Origin of the sequence: Pseudomonas protegens (assembly GCF_003363755.1) — a bacterium.
In the GTDB taxonomy this organism is placed as follows: Bacteria; Pseudomonadota; Gammaproteobacteria; order Pseudomonadales; family Pseudomonadaceae; genus Aquipseudomonas; species Aquipseudomonas danubii.
This window is the reverse complement of sequence record NZ_CP031396.1, coordinates 3,950,291-3,967,005: the sequence shown is the minus strand read 5'-3', so window position 1 is coordinate 3,967,005 and position 16,715 is coordinate 3,950,291. Positions and strand designations below refer to the sequence as shown.

General features: G+C 62.0%; 12 protein-coding genes and 1 pseudogene. 8 read left to right on the top strand and 5 right to left on the bottom strand.

Annotated features, from left to right (window positions below; translation table 11 throughout):
- The first annotated feature begins 108 nt into the window (after nt 1–108).
- Nucleotides 109–552 (top strand): YkgJ family cysteine cluster protein, encoded by a 444-nt coding sequence (locus tag DWF74_RS17965; RefSeq protein WP_180988553.1) that lies wholly within the window; start codon nt 109–111, stop codon nt 550–552.
- Between the two features lie 257 nt (nt 553–809).
- Here the strand turns inward: DWF74_RS17965 and typA are convergent, their stop codons facing one another.
- Together typA and thiI are read right to left on the bottom strand one after the other, a co-directional pair.
- Nucleotides 810–2,630, bottom strand: a complete 1,821-nt coding sequence (gene typA, locus DWF74_RS17960) for a translational GTPase TypA (protein WP_025130242.1) — start codon at nt 2,628–2,630, stop codon at nt 810–812.
- A 139-nt stretch (nt 2,631–2,769) separates the two neighbouring features.
- Entirely contained in the window at nt 2,770–4,224 is a 1,455-nt protein-coding gene (gene thiI, locus DWF74_RS17955) for a tRNA uracil 4-sulfurtransferase ThiI (protein ID WP_115581426.1), read from the bottom strand.
- 331 nt (nt 4,225–4,555) lie between these two features.
- Here thiI and glnA point away from each other — a divergent pair, with 331 nt between their 5' ends.
- The 3 genes and pseudogenes from glnA to DWF74_RS17935 all read left to right on the top strand — a co-directional run.
- A complete protein-coding gene (glnA, locus tag DWF74_RS17945; protein ID WP_016965623.1) occupies nt 4,556–5,962 on the top strand; it encodes a glutamate--ammonia ligase in 1,407 nt (468 codons plus the stop codon).
- 136 nt (nt 5,963–6,098) lie between these two features.
- On the top strand, nt 6,099–6,653 hold the full coding sequence (locus tag DWF74_RS17940; protein WP_102862748.1) for a chorismate mutase: 555 nt from the start codon (nt 6,099–6,101) through the stop codon (nt 6,651–6,653).
- Between the two features lie 120 nt (nt 6,654–6,773).
- Nucleotides 6,774–7,079, top strand: a pseudogene (locus DWF74_RS17935) (DUF4124 domain-containing protein); the annotation flags it as partial.
- Nucleotides 7,080–7,088: 9 nt separating this feature from the next.
- Here DWF74_RS17935 and DWF74_RS17930 read toward each other — a convergent pair.
- Both DWF74_RS17930 and DWF74_RS17925 read right to left on the bottom strand, forming a co-directional pair.
- Nucleotides 7,089–8,276 (bottom strand): CaiB/BaiF CoA transferase family protein, encoded by a 1,188-nt coding sequence (locus DWF74_RS17930; protein WP_115581425.1) that lies wholly within the window; start codon nt 8,274–8,276, stop codon nt 7,089–7,091.
- A gap of 34 nt (nt 8,277–8,310) precedes the next feature.
- On the bottom strand, nt 8,311–10,032 hold the full coding sequence (locus DWF74_RS17925) for an acyl-CoA dehydrogenase family protein (RefSeq protein ID WP_115581424.1): 1,722 nt from the start codon (nt 10,030–10,032) through the stop codon (nt 8,311–8,313).
- A 111-nt stretch (nt 10,033–10,143) separates the two neighbouring features.
- Between DWF74_RS17925 and DWF74_RS17920 the strand changes: the two genes are divergently transcribed.
- Nucleotides 10,144–11,043: a LysR family transcriptional regulator gene (locus DWF74_RS17920; RefSeq protein ID WP_115581423.1), complete on the top strand. Its 900-nt coding sequence runs from the start codon at nt 10,144–10,146 to the stop codon at nt 11,041–11,043.
- A 155-nt stretch (nt 11,044–11,198) separates the two neighbouring features.
- Complete coding sequence (locus tag DWF74_RS17915) at nt 11,199–12,626, top strand: MFS transporter (RefSeq protein ID WP_240321947.1); 1,428 nt, start codon at nt 11,199–11,201, stop codon at nt 12,624–12,626.
- Here DWF74_RS17915 and DWF74_RS17910 read toward each other — a convergent pair.
- Nucleotides 12,620–13,702 (bottom strand): bifunctional transcriptional activator/DNA repair enzyme AdaA, encoded by a 1,083-nt coding sequence (locus DWF74_RS17910; RefSeq protein ID WP_115581422.1) that lies wholly within the window; start codon nt 13,700–13,702, stop codon nt 12,620–12,622. The two genes, DWF74_RS17915 and DWF74_RS17910, sit on opposite strands and share 7 nt — an antisense overlap.
- 371 nt (nt 13,703–14,073) lie before the next feature.
- Between DWF74_RS17910 and glnL the strand changes: the two genes are divergently transcribed.
- Nucleotides 14,074–15,165 (top strand): nitrogen regulation protein NR(II), encoded by a 1,092-nt coding sequence (gene glnL, locus DWF74_RS17905; RefSeq protein ID WP_102862743.1) that lies wholly within the window; start codon nt 14,074–14,076, stop codon nt 15,163–15,165.
- A complete protein-coding gene (gene ntrC, locus DWF74_RS17900; protein WP_115581421.1) occupies nt 15,155–16,591 on the top strand; it encodes a nitrogen regulation protein NR(I) in 1,437 nt (478 codons plus the stop codon). The genes glnL and ntrC overlap by 11 nt, the downstream gene beginning before the upstream one ends.
- Nucleotides 16,592–16,715: the final 124 nt, after the last annotated feature.

The window sequence follows — 16,715 nt, the reverse complement described above, 5'->3', positions numbered from 1 at the left end:
GCCAGGGACTAATCGCAAGGCAGACAAGAAAAATCCGACCTAAAGTCGTTCAAAAATCCACCAGTCCCGGTATGATCGCGCGCCCTGGAACATGCCGGAAAAACCACCTTGATGAAGTCCAACCTGATCGCTGCCGCGGAAATCGACCGTCTCGATACCTGGGCCAAATACTCCGCGCCCATGTGCGGTTCCTGCATGTCCAGCTGCTGCACCCTGCCGGTGGAAGTGAAGATCAAGGACCTGATCCGCATTGGTATCGTCGACGAATTCGAGCGCGGCGAACCGGCGAAGAACATTGCCAAGCGCCTGCAGAAAGAAGGCATCGTCGAGCGCTACAACCAGAAGTCGGAAATCTTCACCTTGCAGCGCATGAGCAACAACGACTGCCTGTATCTGGATCGTAAAAGCCGCCTGTGCACCATTTATGACAAGCGCCCGGACACCTGCCGCAACCACCCGAAGATCGGCCCGCGCCCGGGCTACTGCGCCTACAAGCCCAAGCCCCAGGAGCGCCCGACCAATACCAGCAGTCGAACCCTGGAACGTTTCTGAGCCGCCGCGCCTCACCGCTACTACCACTGCTGTAGCCGCTGCCGAGCTTGCGAGGCTGCGACCGGCTGCGCAGCGGCCGTAAATCCAAGTGGCGCGTAATGCCTGAACGGCTGCAATGGCCGTCTTGCGGCTGCTTTGCAGCCGGTCGCAGCCTCGCGCTGCTCGGCAGCGGCTACATGAACAGGTTTTCTCCAGGCATAAAAAAACGCCCCCAGTCTCGCGACCGGGGGCGTTTTCATTCAGCCGGAACTAAAGACTCAGTTCTTGGCTTTCTTGGCAGCGCGGGTACGCTCGCCTTCGTCCAGGATCTTCTTGCGAAGACGGATGGACTTAGGAGTCACTTCACACAGCTCGTCGTCCTGGATGAATTCCAGAGCCTGTTCCAGGGTGAAGCGAACAGGTGGAACCAGGGCGATGGTTTCGTCTTTACCCGAAGCACGCATGTTGTCGAGCTTCTTGCCCTTGGTAGGGTTGACGCCCAGGTCGTTGTCACGGCTGTTCAGACCGACGATCTGACCGTTGTAGATTTCCTGGCCGTGCTCGACGAACAGCTTGCCGCGCGCCTGCAGGGTTTCCAGGGAGTAGGTCAGGGCCTTGCCGGTTTCTACCGATACCAGGACGCCGTTCTGACGGCCGGACATGTGGCCGGACTTCATCGGAGCGTAGCGATCGAAGATCGAGGTCAGGATGCCTGCGCCGTTGGTCAGGGTCAGGAACTGGTTACGGAAACCGATCAGACCACGGGCTGGAATGTTGTATTCCAGGCGTACACGGCCCTTGCCATCCGGAACCATGTTGCTCAGGTCGCCCTTACGCAGGCCCATCTCTTCCATGACCTTGCCCTGGGATTCTTCAGGGATGTCGATGGTGACGTTTTCGAACGGTTCCTGCTTCACACCATCCACTTCACGGATGATCACTTCAGGACGGCCAACGCCCATCTCGAAGCCTTCGCGACGCATGGTTTCGATCAGTACCGACAGGTGCAGCTCACCACGGCCGGAGACCTTGAACTTGTCAGCCGAGTCGCCTTCTTCAACGCGCAGAGCAACGTTGTACAGCAGCTCTTTGTCCAGACGTTCCTTGATGTTACGGCTGGTCACGAACTTGCCTTCTTTACCGCAGAATGGCGAGTCGTTGACCTGGAAGGTCATGGAAACGGTTGGCTCGTCGACGCTCAGTGGCTTCATCGCTTCGACAACAGTCGGATCGCACAGGGTGTCGGAGATGAACAGCTCGTCGAAACCGCTGATGCAAACGATGTCGCCAGCAGCGGCTTCTTCAACGTCTACACGGTGCAGGCCGTGGTGACCCATCAGCTTGAGGATACGACCGTTACGGCGCTTGCCGTTGACGTCGATGGCCACAACCGGGGTGTTGGGCTTGACGCGACCGCGAGCGATACGGCCAACGCCGATCACACCCAGGAAGCTGTTGTAGTCCAGAGCGGAAACCTGCATCTGGAACGGACCGTCACGGTCAACGCTTGGCGCTGGCACGTTGTCGACGATCGACTGGTACAGCGGGGTCATGTCTTCAGCCATTTCGGTGTGGTCCAGACCGGCAATGCCGTTCAGGGCCGAGGCGTAGACGACTTTGAAGTCCAGCTGTTCTTCGGTGGCACCCAGGTTGTCGAACAGGTCGAAGATCTGGTCCAGAACCCAGTCAGGACGCGCGCCCGGACGGTCAACCTTGTTGATCACCACGATTGGACGCAGGCCGGCTTCGAACGCCTTCTTGGTCACGAAACGGGTTTGCGGCATCGGGCCGTCTTGAGCGTCGACCAGCAGCAGTACGGAGTCGACCATGGACATTACGCGCTCAACTTCGCCGCCGAAGTCGGCGTGGCCCGGGGTGTCCACGATGTTGATGTGGTAGCCGTTCCAGTTGATGGCGGTGTTTTTCGCCAGGATGGTAATACCGCGTTCTTTTTCCTGGTCGTTGGAGTCCATCACGCGCTCGTCGTTGAGCTCGTTGCGCTCCAGGGTGCCGGATTGACGCAGGAGTTTGTCTACCAGGGTGGTCTTACCATGGTCAACGTGGGCAATGATGGCGATGTTGCGTAGATTTTCGATCACTTGTGTATCTCGATCAGAGGATTCGGTGTGCTGACAAATGCTGGCAGCGATTAACAATAGAGTCAGGCCTGGCCGTTACAGCTGGACGGCGGCGTCGGGGGGCCGGTGACGCAAGCCACAGGCGAACATCCCCGGGCACTTAGCTCGGTCTATAAACGCGCACATTGGCATGTCCCTCACTGAGCAGATGGTGAGCATGCAGGCGACTCATGACGCCTTTGTCGCAATACAGCAGGTACTGGCGCGTAGGGTCCAGTTCCTTGAAGCGGGCGTTCAATGCATAGAACGGCAGCGCTTGTACTTCGATGCCAGCAAGCTCCAGCGGGTCGTCTTCCTGGGCATCCGGGTGACGGATGTCGATGACGATATGACCGGCCAGCGCCTCACTGACTTCTTCAATCTGCAAATCCTGGCCCAACTCGTCGATCACCCGATCGATCGGCACCAGCTTGGCCCGCTCGATCGCACGCTCGAGCACCGCCATATCGAATTCTTTCTCTTCATGCTCGACGCGATGGCGCTTGGCATGGGTCTTGGGGTTCACCGAGATGACCCCGCAGTACTCCGGCATGTGCTTGGCGAAGTCGGCAGTGCCGATCTCTTCGGCCAGGTCGATGATGTCCTGCTTGTGGCTGGCGATCAGCGGGCGCAGCACCAGCTTCTCGGTCACGCAGTCGATCACCGACAGGTTGGGCAACGTCTGGCTGGACACCTGGGAAATCGCCTCGCCGGTCACCAGCGCGTCGATGTGCAGACGGTCGGCGATGCTTGAGGCGGCACGCAACATCATACGCTTCAAAATGACGCCCATATGACTGTTGTCGACTTTGCCGAGAATTTCCCCGAGCACTTCCTCGAACGGCACGCTGACGAACAGCACCCGCTGGGAGCTGCCGTACTTCTTCCATATATAGTGCGCGACTTCCATCACGCCCAGTTCGTGGGCACGGCCGCCCAGATTGAAGAAGCAGAAGTGGCTCATCAGGCCACGGCGCATGACCTGATAAGCGGCGACCGTGGAGTCGAAGCCGCCGGACATCAGCACCAGGGTCTGTTCCAGGGCGCCCAGCGGGTAGCCACCGATACTGTTGTGCTGGCTGTGGATCACGAACAACCGTTGGTCGCGAATTTCCATCCGCACTTCGATTTCCGGCTCTTTGAGGGAAATGCCGGCGGCGCCGCACTGCCGACGCAGCTGGCTGCCGACGTACTTTTCCACGTCCATGGAGCTGAATTCATGCTTGCCGGCACGCTTGCAGCGCACCGAGAAAATCTTCCCGGGCAAGGCCTCGCCGAAGTGCTGCTTGCACTTGGCAACGATGTCGTCGAAGTCGCCCAGCGGGTACTCGTCAACCTGCAGGAAATGCGCGATGCCGGGCATGCAACTCAGGCGCTCGGTCAGCTCCTTCAGGGCCTTGGGCTCGCTGAGGGCGGTTTCCAGCTCGAGGTTGTCCCACACACCATTGACCACCACGGCCGGGTCCAGATCGCGGAGCACGGCACGGATGTTCTTGGCCAACTGACGGATGAAACGCATCCGTACCGGGCGGCTCTTGATGGTGATTTCCGGGAAAACTTTAACGATTAGTTTCATGAAAACTGCGCGCGCTGGGCCAGCCGAAAAAGGGGGGCGCGGATTATAGCGGAAATTGCTCAAGGTTTAACCAATTAATGTGCAGAAGGTTTTAGGTGCACCAAAACGGGTCATTTATCAAAGAAGACGCTACATTGCAGTGCGCCAAATGCCGGCATTACGCCAAATCCGCCGCAGAAAGCGTGATTTTGGGGCAGAAAACCCATCTCGGGGCACTGGCATGCAATTTGCTCCCTTGTGAGGCAGGTTGCCATGGCAGAGTATTCGCGCCGGCATCACCCACATTCTAAGGGCACTCCAACACCAAGCCCGAAGCCACCCGGAGGACACTATGTCGAAGTCGGTTCAACTCATCAAAGATCATGACGTCAAATGGATTGATCTGCGCTTCACTGACACCAAGGGCACTCAACATCACGTGACCATGCCGGCCCGTGATGCGCTGGATGAAGACTTCTTCGAATCCGGCAAGATGTTCGACGGTTCCTCCATCGCTGGCTGGAAAGGCATCGAAGCCTCCGACATGATCCTGATGCCGGACGACGAAACCGCCGTGCTGGACCCGTTCACCGAAGAACCGACCCTGATCCTGGTCTGCGACATCATCGAACCTTCGAGCATGCAAGGTTACGACCGCGACCCACGCGCCATTGCCAAGCGCGCCGAAGAGCACCTGAAAGCCACCGGCATCGGCGACACCGTATTCGCCGGTCCAGAGCCAGAGTTCTTCATCTTCGACCAAGTGAAATTCAAGTCCGACATCTCCGGTTCCATGTTCAAGATCTACTCCGAACAAGGTTCCTGGATGTCCGACCAGGACATCGAAGGCGGCAACAAGGGCCACCGTCCAGGCGTCAAAGGCGGCTACTTCCCGGTTCCACCGTTCGACCACGACCACGAAATCCGTACCTCCATGTGCAACGCACTGGAAGAAATGGGCCTGACCGTCGAAGTTCACCACCACGAAGTGGCGACTGCCGGCCAGAACGAAATCGGCGTCAAGTTCAACACCCTGGTGAAGAAAGCCGACGAAACCCAGACCCTGAAATACGTCGTGCACAACGTGGCCGACGCCTACGGTCGTACTGCCACCTTCATGCCTAAGCCACTGTACGGCGACAACGGCTCGGGCATGCACGTGCACATGTCGATCTGGAAAGACGGCAAGAACACCTTCGCTGGCGAAGGCTATGCCGGCCTGTCCGACACCGCTCTGTACTTCATCGGCGGCATCATCAAGCACGGTAAGGCCCTGAACGGCTTCACCAACCCGGCCACCAACTCCTACAAGCGTCTGGTTCCAGGCTTCGAAGCCCCGGTCATGCTGGCCTACTCGGCACGCAACCGTTCCGCTTCGATCCGTATTCCTTACGTGTCGAGCCCTAAAGCCCGCCGTATCGAAGCCCGTTTCCCGGACCCGGCTGCCAACCCATACCTGGCCTTCGCTGCTCTGCTGATGGCCGGCCTGGACGGTATCCAGAACAAGATCCACCCTGGCGACGCCGCTGACAAAAACCTGTACGACCTGCCGCCTGAAGAGGCCAAAGAGATCCCACAAGTTTGCGGCAGCCTGAAGGAAGCCCTGGAAGAGCTGGACAAAGGTCGTGCGTTCCTGACCAAAGGCGGCGTTTTCAGCGACGACTTCATCGACGCTTACATCGCCCTGAAAAGCGAAGAAGAGATCAAGGTCCGTACCTTCGTACACCCACTGGAATACGAGCTGTACTACAGCTGCTGATCCGGTAACGCCGGCGCAAGCCGCGTGATCAAGAGGCCTCCTTCGGGAGGCCTTTTTTATGCCCGCGCATTTGCCCTGCCCGGGGTGGTTGCGTGCATCATGGGCGCCGCCCTTCTCTTATCTGCCGAGCCCGCCCATGACTTCGCGCCTCAACTTGTGCCTCGCCCTGACCTGCAGCCTGCTCACCACAGCCGCCTGCGCCACCGAAGCCCCCGCCGCTCTCGCCCCGTTGCTCGGCAGCATCGGCGAACGCCTGGCCATTGCCGATCAGGTGGCCCTGAGCAAATGGGACAGCCACAAGGCTGTCGAGGACCGTCCTCGGGAACAGCAGGTGATTGCCGGCGCCACGGCCCAGGCCGCTACCTATCACCTGAGCGAGGAAAGGGTTGGGCAGTTCTTCGCCGCCCAGATCGAAGCCAACAAACTGGTGCAGTACGCCAGGCTGTCCAGCTGGCACCTGCAAGGCCGGGCGCCAGACACCCCGCGCCAGGACCTGGCCGGACAGATCCGACCACAACTCGATCAGTTACAAAAACGTCTGCTGCAGCAACTGGCCGACTTCAGCCCCCATGCCGGCGATCGCCAATGCCCGCAATGGCTGGCCCAGGCCAATCAGGCCGCCAGCCGCGACCCGCTGCAGCGGCTGGCAATGGTCCGCGCCACCGCTGAGTTATGTGTGTTCAAAGGTTAACCGCGCCCGCGTCCAGCCTCGCGCCGCCCTATGCTGAGCCTTTCAACCGCGAACCTGTAAAGGGCTGGAATCACCGTGATGCGCGTCGCTGCTTTTTGCCTGCTGTGGATAACGGTGCTGCCCGCCAGCGCAGAACCTTACGCCCAACTGCAGTTGCAGGGCGTGCCAGAGCACGGCGCGCTGCGGGCCAACAACGGCAGCTTCAAGGTGCAGGTGGCGCTGGTGCCGGACTTGCAGCCGCAGCATCACCTGCGCCTGCTGCTGGACGATCAGGCGTATGGCGCCCCGAGCCGGGGCCCCGAGTTGCCGCTGGTGAATATTGACCGCGGCCAACATCGCCTGGCCGTGCAGGTCCTCGACGGCGCGAAGGTGCTGCAACAGAGTCCGAGCATCACCTTCACCCTACTGCGAGCCCATCGCCGCTGAGTGCAAACCTCAACCGCGCACCACCCCGCTGGCCAGCAGCTTGGCGATAGTCGGCTCATCCAGCCCCAGCCCCTGCAGTACCGCACGGGTATCCTGGCCCAGGGTCGGCGGAACCGTCCGATAGCTAGCCGGGGTTCGCGACAGCTTCACCGGCGAACCTATGCCGCGGTAACCATCGAGTTCCACCAGCAGACCGCGATGCCGGGCATGGGGATGAGTCACCACCTGATCCACCGTAGCAATCGAACCACAAGGCACTCCCAAGCCAATCAGCCGCGGTGCCAGCGAGGCCCCATCGTGGGCAACCAGATGCCGCTCCAAAGCCTGTTTCAAGGCTTGGCGATTGACCGAGCGCTGGCCGTTATCGGCAAAGCGCGGGTCTTCCAGCAATTCGCTGGCCCCCAGTTCCAGGCATAGCGTGGCGAACTGTCGATCATTGCCAACCGCGAGGAAAATCGGTTCGCCGGCGGTGCGATAGCTGTCGTAAGGGGCGATGTTGGGATGGGCATTTCCCGTGCGCTTCGGGGGCTTGCCGGAAGCGAAATAGTTCGGCAGATGGGGGTGCAGCAGGGAGACGCCGCAGTCATACAGGGAAATATCCAGAGACTGCCCAAGGCCGCTGCGCTGACGCTCGTTGAGGGCCAGGAGAATCCCCGCCAACGCATTCAGGCCAGTGACCATATCGACGATCGGCAAGCCGATGCGCAGTGGCCCGCCCTCGCCTTCGCCGTTGACACTCATCAAGCCGGCCATGGCCTGGATCACCGCGTCATAGCCGGGTAAGCCGCCCAAGGGACCATCGGCGCCAAAGCCAGAGATCGCGCAATGAATCAACCTCGGGAAACGCGGGCTCAGCACCTCCTGAAAACCGATGCCCCAGCGTTGCAGGGTGCCGGGCTTGAAGTTCTCCACCAACACATCGGCGCCTTCCAGCAATTGCATCAACAGGGCCAGGCCCTCGGTGCGCGACAGGTCGACGGCAATCCCCCGCTTGTTACGGTTGATGCCGCGAAAGTATGAGGCGTCATCGCCTTCGAACGGTGGCCCCCAACCCCGGGTTTCATCGCCACTCAAAGGCTCCAGCTTGATGACTTCGGCGCCGTGGTCGGCCAGGGCCTGGGTACAGTAGGGACCGCCCAGCACGCGGCTCAGATCAATGATTTTCAGGCCCGCCAGGGCCCCTTGAGCAAGGTTCATCCAGGTACTCCGCACATCGGAAAGGGCCGGCCAATCAGGCCGGCAGCAGTTGCATGGCCTCGGCTTGTGACAGCGGGCTCTCATTGGCCAGGCGCGCCAGCAGCTCGGCATCGATAGCCGACTCCAGGCTCAAGGGGTCCCGTGGCAGCACCTTGTGCGCCAGCACCAGATGAGCCAGGCCCAGGCGTCGATAATCCGGAGCCTGACGCACAGCTTCCCAGGCCATGAAAATCGCGCTGGTCAGGTGATACAGCACGCTGCCGAACTGACGCACCTGCTCATCCCGGTGTTGCTGCGCCACCGTATGGAAGCCTGTGACCGTGCGCAGCAGCGCCGAATCGAACAGCCTGCGGCTGGCGTCCGGCAGATCGGCCTCGGCCAGCAGTGCCGCCAGATAACCTTGCAAGGCTTCCAGCGCCTGCTCACGGGTCACCGCCCGGGCAATGTCCAGGGCGACGATATTGCTGGTGCCCTCCCAGATCGAACCCAGATGGGCGTCGCGCACCAGCCGGGCATCGCTCCACTCCTCGATGTAGCCAACCCCACCTCGCACCTCCATGGCATCGCCGGTGACCCGCCGAGCGTCGCGGCAGGCGCGGAACTTGATCAGTGGCGTAAGAATCCGCACACATTTACGCGCCGCCTCGTCACCGCGATCAGCCCGAGGCAGCAAACTGGCGATCTGCATGAACATCGAGCGCGCCTGCTCGGTGGGCAGCATCATCTTCAGCAACTGCCGCTGCATCAGCGGCATCTCGATCAGATGCTTGCCGAAGGCCCGGCGCTGGCGGGCGATGAACAGCGCTTCGTTGACCCCGCGGCGCATCAGCCCCGCTGCCCGCACGCCGTTGGACAGCCGCGACATGTTGACCATGTCGGCCATCTGCTGGAAGCCGCGGCCGACCTTACCGATCAGGTAGGCGCTGGCGCCTTCCAGGGTGATCTCGCCACTGGCCATGGAGCGACTGCCCAGCTTGTCCTTCAGGCGCTGGATCCGGTACTGGTTGCGCGAACCGTCGGCCAGGACTTTCGGCAGCAGGAACAGGGTGACCCCGGCCATGCCCGCGGGCGCCTGTTCCGGGCGCGCCAGGACCATGGCCAGGTCGGCATCCGGGTTGGAACAGAACCATTTCTCGCCGTACAACCGCCATTGGCCGTCTTCCAGCCGGGCGCGGGTTTCGGTGCGCGAAACATCGGAGCCAGCGGCCTGCTCGGTCATGAACATCGCCCCCTGGAACAACTCGTCGAAATCCTGGGACTGCAGTCGCGGCAGATAACGCTGCACCAGCTCAGGCGTGCCGAACTTGCGCAGGGTGCGGGCTAGGGAGTCGGTCATGCTCACCGGGCAGCACAGGCCGAACTCGGCCTGGACGAACAGATAGGTCAGGGCGTACTTGACCAGTGGCAGCGGGCCGTCAGGGCGATGGCTCATGGAGGCCAGGCCCAGCTCGGCGTAAGCCACCCGCTCCAGGGCGATGTAGTCCGGATGCTTGGCAATGCTCTGCAGGTTCTCGCCGCGGCGGGTGCGGGGCTGCAATACCGGCGGGTGCTTGTCGGCGGACAGGGCCAAGACATCGAGCTCGCCACCGGCCCGGCCCCCCAGGCGCTGCAATGTCGGCAGCCACTGCTGATAGACCTCCGGCGGCAGGTAGACCTTGAGCAATGCGCCCAGGCCGGCGTCGCAGTCAAACAGGTTAAGGCCACGGCTATCGGGGATGTTCAGGCGGTCTTCAATAGGGCGGGGCTCGGCGGTCATGGCGCGTCTCCTGATTTTTGTAGGCCGAGACTAGAGCCGCCATCGATAAGTATCTAATACAAAATCCATCCACTACGATAAGAAAACCAGATCGTAGAAGGCAGGCTCCTCATGGACCTCAAACAACTGCGTTACTTCGTCGCCGTGGCCGAGGAGCTGCACTTCGGGCGCGCCGCGGAGCGTCTGTGCATTTCGCAACCGGCGCTGAGTTTCGACATCAAGAAGCTTGAAGGGCAACTGGATATCCAGTTGCTCAACCGCAACAACAAGTCCGTGAGCCTGACCAACGCCGGCCAGGTGCTGCTGGGCGAGGCGCGCTACCTGCTGCTGCGGGCCGACCAGGCACGACGCCTGACCCAGCGCTCGGCCGAAGGTTTTGCCGGGCGCCTGAGCGTGGGTTTCGTCAACTCGATCCTGCACCGCGGCCTGCCCCAGGCGGTCAAGGCCTTCGAGCGTGATCATCCGGACACCGAGATCGTGCTGATGGAAATGAACAGCGCCGCCCAGGCCCAGGCCCTGCAGCGGGGCCAGATCGATATCGGTTTCGTCCACGGTGGCACCTTCGCCGCCGGTATCCACAGCGAGATACTGCTGGCCGAACCCTTTCTCTGCTGCCTGCCCCAGGGCCACCGACTGGCCGGGCAGGCGCAGGTCGACCTGAGGCAATTGGCCCATGATGATTTCATCCTGTTTCCACGGGAGGTCTCGCCCCACTACCATGACCTGATCATCGCTCGCTGCGTGGCCGCCGGATTCAGTCCGCGCATTCGTCACGAGACTCGGCTCTGGCAAACCGTGGTGGCGATGGTGGCCCATGAGATGGGGGTGGCGCTGGTGCCCCAGACCCTGGCACTGCTCGGCCAGCCGGGGGTGAGTTACTGCGAAATCGAAGGCCGGGGGGCGCCTTCGGAGATTATGGCGATCCATCGGGCGGACAAACCTTCGGCCGCCGCCGACAGTTTCCTCGCCCTGTTCAGATCCCTGCTGCAAGCAGCCGCCACAGGGGCCTGAGCAGGGCGCGGCGATACGAAATCACGTATCAAACCATAAGATTTAATCATTATATTTTTCGATTCCTGCCTGTATAGGCTCCCAGCGGTCGGGTCTTGCATGAAGCCCACGCGCCCTGCACGGGTGCCCATAACAATAACAAGCAGGAGTTGCACATGACCGCCGCCCTGGAAGCTGCCGCCCACAAGAAAGCCCGCAAGGCGGGCATCGCCTCGTTCATCGGCACCACCATCGAGTGGTATGACTTCTACGCCTACGGAATCGCCGCCGCCCTGGTGTTCGGCAAAGTCTTCTTCCCCGCCGACCTGCCCCCGGGCACCGCTACCCTGTTGTCCTTCCTGACCCTGTGGGCCGGTTTTGTCGCACGCCCCATCGGCGGCATCATCTTCGGCCACATGGGCGACAAGATCGGCCGCAAGACCACCCTGGTGATCACCCTGATCATGATGGGCGTGGCCACCACCTGCATCGGCCTGCTACCCAGCTACCTGCAGATCGGCATCTGGGCGCCGATTGCCCTGGTGACCTTGCGCATCATCCAGGGCATCGCAGTGGGCGGCGAATGGGGCGGGGCGATCCTGATCGCCAGCGAGAGTGCGCCCAAGGGCAAGGGCATTCTCTATGCCGCCTTTGCCCAGCAGGGCTCACCGGCTGGCAACCTGCTGGCAACCCTGGTGTTCTTCGGCCTCAGCGCCCTGCCCGCGCCGGACTTCCTGCTCTGGGGCTGGCGCATTCCATTCCTGCTCTCGGCGCTGCTGGTGATCGTCGGCATGGTCATTCGCCTCAAGCTTGAAGAATCCGATGACATGCAGCGCCTGATCGCGCAGAAGAAGACCGTCAAGCTGCCGATTCTCGAAGTGCTGCGCAGCCACTGGCGCCTGGTGCTGCTGGGCGCCGGGGTGCTGCCGATCATCCACGTCACCTACTTCAAGAGCACCTTTGCCCTGTCCTGGGCCACCAGGGAGCTGGGCTACACCCAGAGCAGTTTTCTCAGCGTGATCGTCATTGCCCTGGTGGTGCAGTTCATCACCCAGCCCCTGGGGGCGGTGCTGGTGTCACGCATCGACATGCGCAAGGCCATGGTGCTGATGGTGGTGCCGGAGTTGCTGCTGATGCCGGCGATGTTCTTCGCCGTGGAAACCGGCAGCTACTGGATCGCCGTGCTCGGCATGTGCCTGGCCACGGTGCCGCATTCGATGTTCTATGGCGCGGTGGGCGGTATCCTGGCCCGGGCCTTTCCAACCCGGGTGCGCTACAGCGGGCTGTCGATTTCCTATCAGCTGTGTTCACTGCTGGTGGGCGGCGCCACCCCGGTGCTGGCCCAGAGCATCCTCAATGGCACCGGCAGCATCATCGGCGTGGCCATCGCCTCGGCCTGCTACGCCCTGGTTTCGCTGCTGTGCATGCTGGCGCTGCTCAAGCGCATCGGCCACAACGCTGCCGAGTTGTCCACAGCGGAGCAGGCGGATGCCGATGAACTGGCGCGCCAGACAGAGAACCAAAAACCGCCGCAAGGGCCTGTGGATAACCTTGCGCAAACCCGCCCGGGAACTTCAGGCAAGCCTCTACAGCCCGCTCACTGAATCGCCCCGGGGCTTGCCATGCGGCGCTCGTGCTCCAGCAGCCAGCGCTTGCGCCACAGTCCGCCGCCGTAGCCGGTCAGCGCGCCATCGCTACCAATGACCCGGTGACAGGCGATGACGATGGCGATCTGATTGGCGCCGTTGGCCCGGGCCACGGCACGCACCGCTGACGGCGAGCCGATCCGGCTCGCCACTTCGGCATAACTGCAGGTACTGCCCACAGGGATGGCGCGCAAGGCCTGCCACACCGTTCGGGTAAAGGGCGAGGCGTTCATCGCCAGGGGGGTGTGGAAACCGTCGGCTTCTCCGGCGAAGTAACGCTGCAACTCGGCCTCGATTTGATCGATAGGGGCGAAACGTCCGAACCCTATGCTGGAGCCGCTGCTCTTTTGCAGGTTTTGCAGCTCATTGGCCAGGGCCGGACGATCGAAAAACTCCAGCAGATGCAGGACCTGGGCGTCAGCCACCGCCAGCATCACGCCGATGGGGGTCTGCAGCCAGTCCACCTTGAGCAGCTCGCGCCCCCGCAGGTTCGACGGCGGCTGGCCGGCCAGGCGGGCAAAGGCACGGCGAAAGCCACTATCGGAATCAAAGCCGGCGCTGATCTGCGCCTCGATCACCGACTCACCACAGGACAGCTGCTGCATGCCTTGGCCCATGCGTCGCAGGCGGGCCATTTCCAGGAAGGTCACCCCAAAGTAGCGCTTGAACGCGCGACGCACGGTGGACGGGTCCAGGCCCTGGCCGCTCAGGTCGTCTTCGTACCAGCGGCGTTCGGGATCGCTTTGCAACTGATCCAGCAGGGTTTGCACCCAGGGCTCCTGCACTCCGGCCCGCTCCAGGGGGCGACAACGCAGACAGGCGCGGAATCCCGCTTCGACGCAGCCCTTGATGGAGCTGAAAAACACCGTGTTCTCACGCTTGGGCTTGCGCGCGGCACAGGTCAGGCGACAGAACACACCGGTACTTTTCACCCCGACAAAGGCAAAGCCTTCATAGGCCGGGTCGCGATCCAGAAGGGCCTGGTACAGGGTGTCGTCATCGGGGAGCTGGAACAGCAGAGGGACGTTTTCCATGGCCGCATCCTAAACCTTGAAGCATGGGGTTCGAGCACTTTAAACCCGCTCCCTGACAGCGACCGCTGAAAAACGGGCGTTGATTCCCACACCGTCGAGCACCGCGCAAGCACCATGCAGATTCATGCACTATATTGGTGCAGCAGGCTGCACCCGGAGACCATTCACAGCCCATTTTGGTTCGAAAATACCCGCCTGGGCTGGCAAAGCGCCACGCAATCGAGCTTCAAACGGCTGTTTCAGGGCTTGGACGCTTCTTTTCGGAGCCTTGGTTTGGTTTTTGCATTTTCTCCACATCAGCGCCTTACCCGCGCGCGCAATTCGGGACCGGCCCCGGATTGTCTTGCTTCAAAAGAGGTCACCACTTACCCATGACCATCAGCGACCCACTGCACCGTCTGCTTCTGGACAACCTGACCACCGCCACCATCCTGCTCAACGCCGACCTGCGCCTTGAGTACATGAACCCGGCGGCGGAGATGCTCCTGGCCATCAGCGGCCAGCGCAGCCATGGGCAATTCATCAGCGAGCTGTTCACCGAATCCGCCGAGGCCCTGAGCTCCCTGCGCCAGGCGGTGGAACAGGCGCACCCCTTCACCAAGCGCGAGGCCATGCTCACCGCCCTGACTGGCCAGACCCTGACCGTCGACTACGCGGTGACGCCGATCCTCAGCAATGGCGATACCTTGCTGCTGCTGGAGGTCCACCCCCGCGACCGGCTGCTGCGCATCACCAAGGAAGAGGCCCAGCTGTCCAAGCAGGAAACCAGCAAAATGCTGGTGCGCGGCCTGGCCCACGAGATCAAGAACCCCTTGGGAGGGATTCGCGGCGCCGCACAATTGCTGGCCCGGGAGCTGCCCGAGGAAAGCCTCAAGGACTACACCAACGTCATCATCGAAGAGGCCGACCGCCTGCGGAACCTGGTGGACCGCATGCTGGGCTCGAACAAGCTGCCGTCCCTGGCGCTGACCAACATCCATGAAGTGCTGGAGCGGGTCAGCAGCCTGGTGGAAGCCGAAAGCCAGGGCTGCATCACCCTGGTACGCGATTACGACCCGAGCATTCCCGACGTTTTGATCGACCGCGAGCAGATGATCCAGGCGGTGCTCAACATCGTGCGCAACGCCATGCAAGCCATCAGCAGCCAGAACGAAATGCGCCTGGGGCGCATCACCCTGCGCAGCCGCACCATGCGCCAGTTCACCATCGGCCATGTGCGCCATCGCCTGGTGACCAAGATCGAGATCATCGACAACGGCCCGGGCATCCCTGCCGAGCTGCAGGACACCCTCTTCTTCCCCATGGTCAGCGGCCGCCCGGACGGCACCGGGCTGGGCCTGGCCATTACCCAGAACATCATCAGCCAGCACCAGGGCCTGATCGAATGTGACAGCCATCCCGGCCACACCACCTTCTCGATCTTTCTGCCTCTGGAACAAGGAGCCCATCGACATGAGCCGTAGTGAAACCGTGTGGATCGTCGATGACGACCGTTCTATCCGTTGGGTCCTGGAGAAAGCCTTGCAACAAGAAGGCATGACCACCCAGAGCTTCGACAGCGCCGACGGGGTGATGAGTCGCCTGGCACGCCAGCAGCCAGACGTGATCATCTCCGACATCCGTATGCCCGGTGCCAGCGGCCTCGACCTGCTGGCGCGGATTCGCGAGCTGCACCCGCGCCTGCCGGTGATCATCATGACCGCGCATTCGGACCTGGACAGCGCTGTCGCCTCCTACCAGGGCGGGGCCTTCGAGTACCTGCCCAAGCCATTCGATGTGGATGAGGCGGTGTCCCTGGTCAAGCGCGCCAACCAGCATGCCCAGGAGCAGCAGGGCCTGGAAGTGGCCCCGACCCTGGCCCGCACCCCGGAGATCATCGGCGAAGCGCCGGCGATGCAGGAGGTGTTCCGCGCCATCGGGCGCCTGAGTCACTCCAACATCACGGTGTTGATCAACGGCGAGTCCGGCACCGGCAAGGAACTGGTGGCCCACGCCCTGCATCGTCACAGCCCGCGGGCGGCTTCGCCGTTCATCGCCCTGAACATGGCGGCTATCCCTAAGGACCTGATGGAGTCCGAGCTGTTCGGCCATGAAAAAGGCGCCTTCACCGGCGCTGCCAACCTGCGCCGTGGACGTTTCGAGCAAGCCGATGGCGGCACCCTGTTCCTCGACGAAATCGGCGACATGCCGGCCGATACCCAGACTCGTCTGCTGCGGGTTCTGGCCGATGGCGAGTTCTACCGGGTCGGTGGACATACTCCAGTCAAGGTCGATGTACGGATCATCGCCGCCACCCACCAGAACCTGGAAACCCTGGTGCACGCCGGCAAGTTTCGTGAGGACCTGTTCCACCGCCTCAACGTGATCCGCATCCATATCCCGCGCCTGTCGGACCGTCGCGAAGACATCCCGACCCTGGCCAAGCACTTCCTCAGCCGCGCCGCCCAGGAACTGGCGGTGGAACCCAAGCTGCTGAAGAACGAAACCGAGGAATACCTGAAGAACCTGCTCTGGCCGGGCAACGTGCGTCAGCTGGAGAACACCTGCCGCTGGATCACCGTCATGGCGTCGGGGCGCGAGGTGCACATCAGCGACCTGCCGCCGGAGCTGCTGAGCCTGCCCCAGGATTCGGCGCCGGTAACCAACTGGGAACAGGCCCTGCGCCAGTGGGCCGACCAGGCCCTAGCCCGCGGCCAGTCGAGCCTTTTGGACAGCGCGGTGCCGAGTTTCGAGCGGATCATGATCGAAACCGCCCTCAAGCACACCGCCGGCCGCCGCCGCGACGCCGCAGTGCTGTTGGGCTGGGGCCGCAACACCCTGACCCGCAAGATCAAGGAGTTGGGGATGAAGGTGGACGGAGCCGACGAGGACGAAAGCGAAGAAGGCTGAGCCTTCCCCCAACAACGAGGATGTGCGTGCACCAGGATGGGGTGCATGCACTGCCCGAAGGCGCGATGAACCGCAATCGAGCACAGCGCCATCATTCAAGGCCTGGCCTTCAAATCTGAAAATT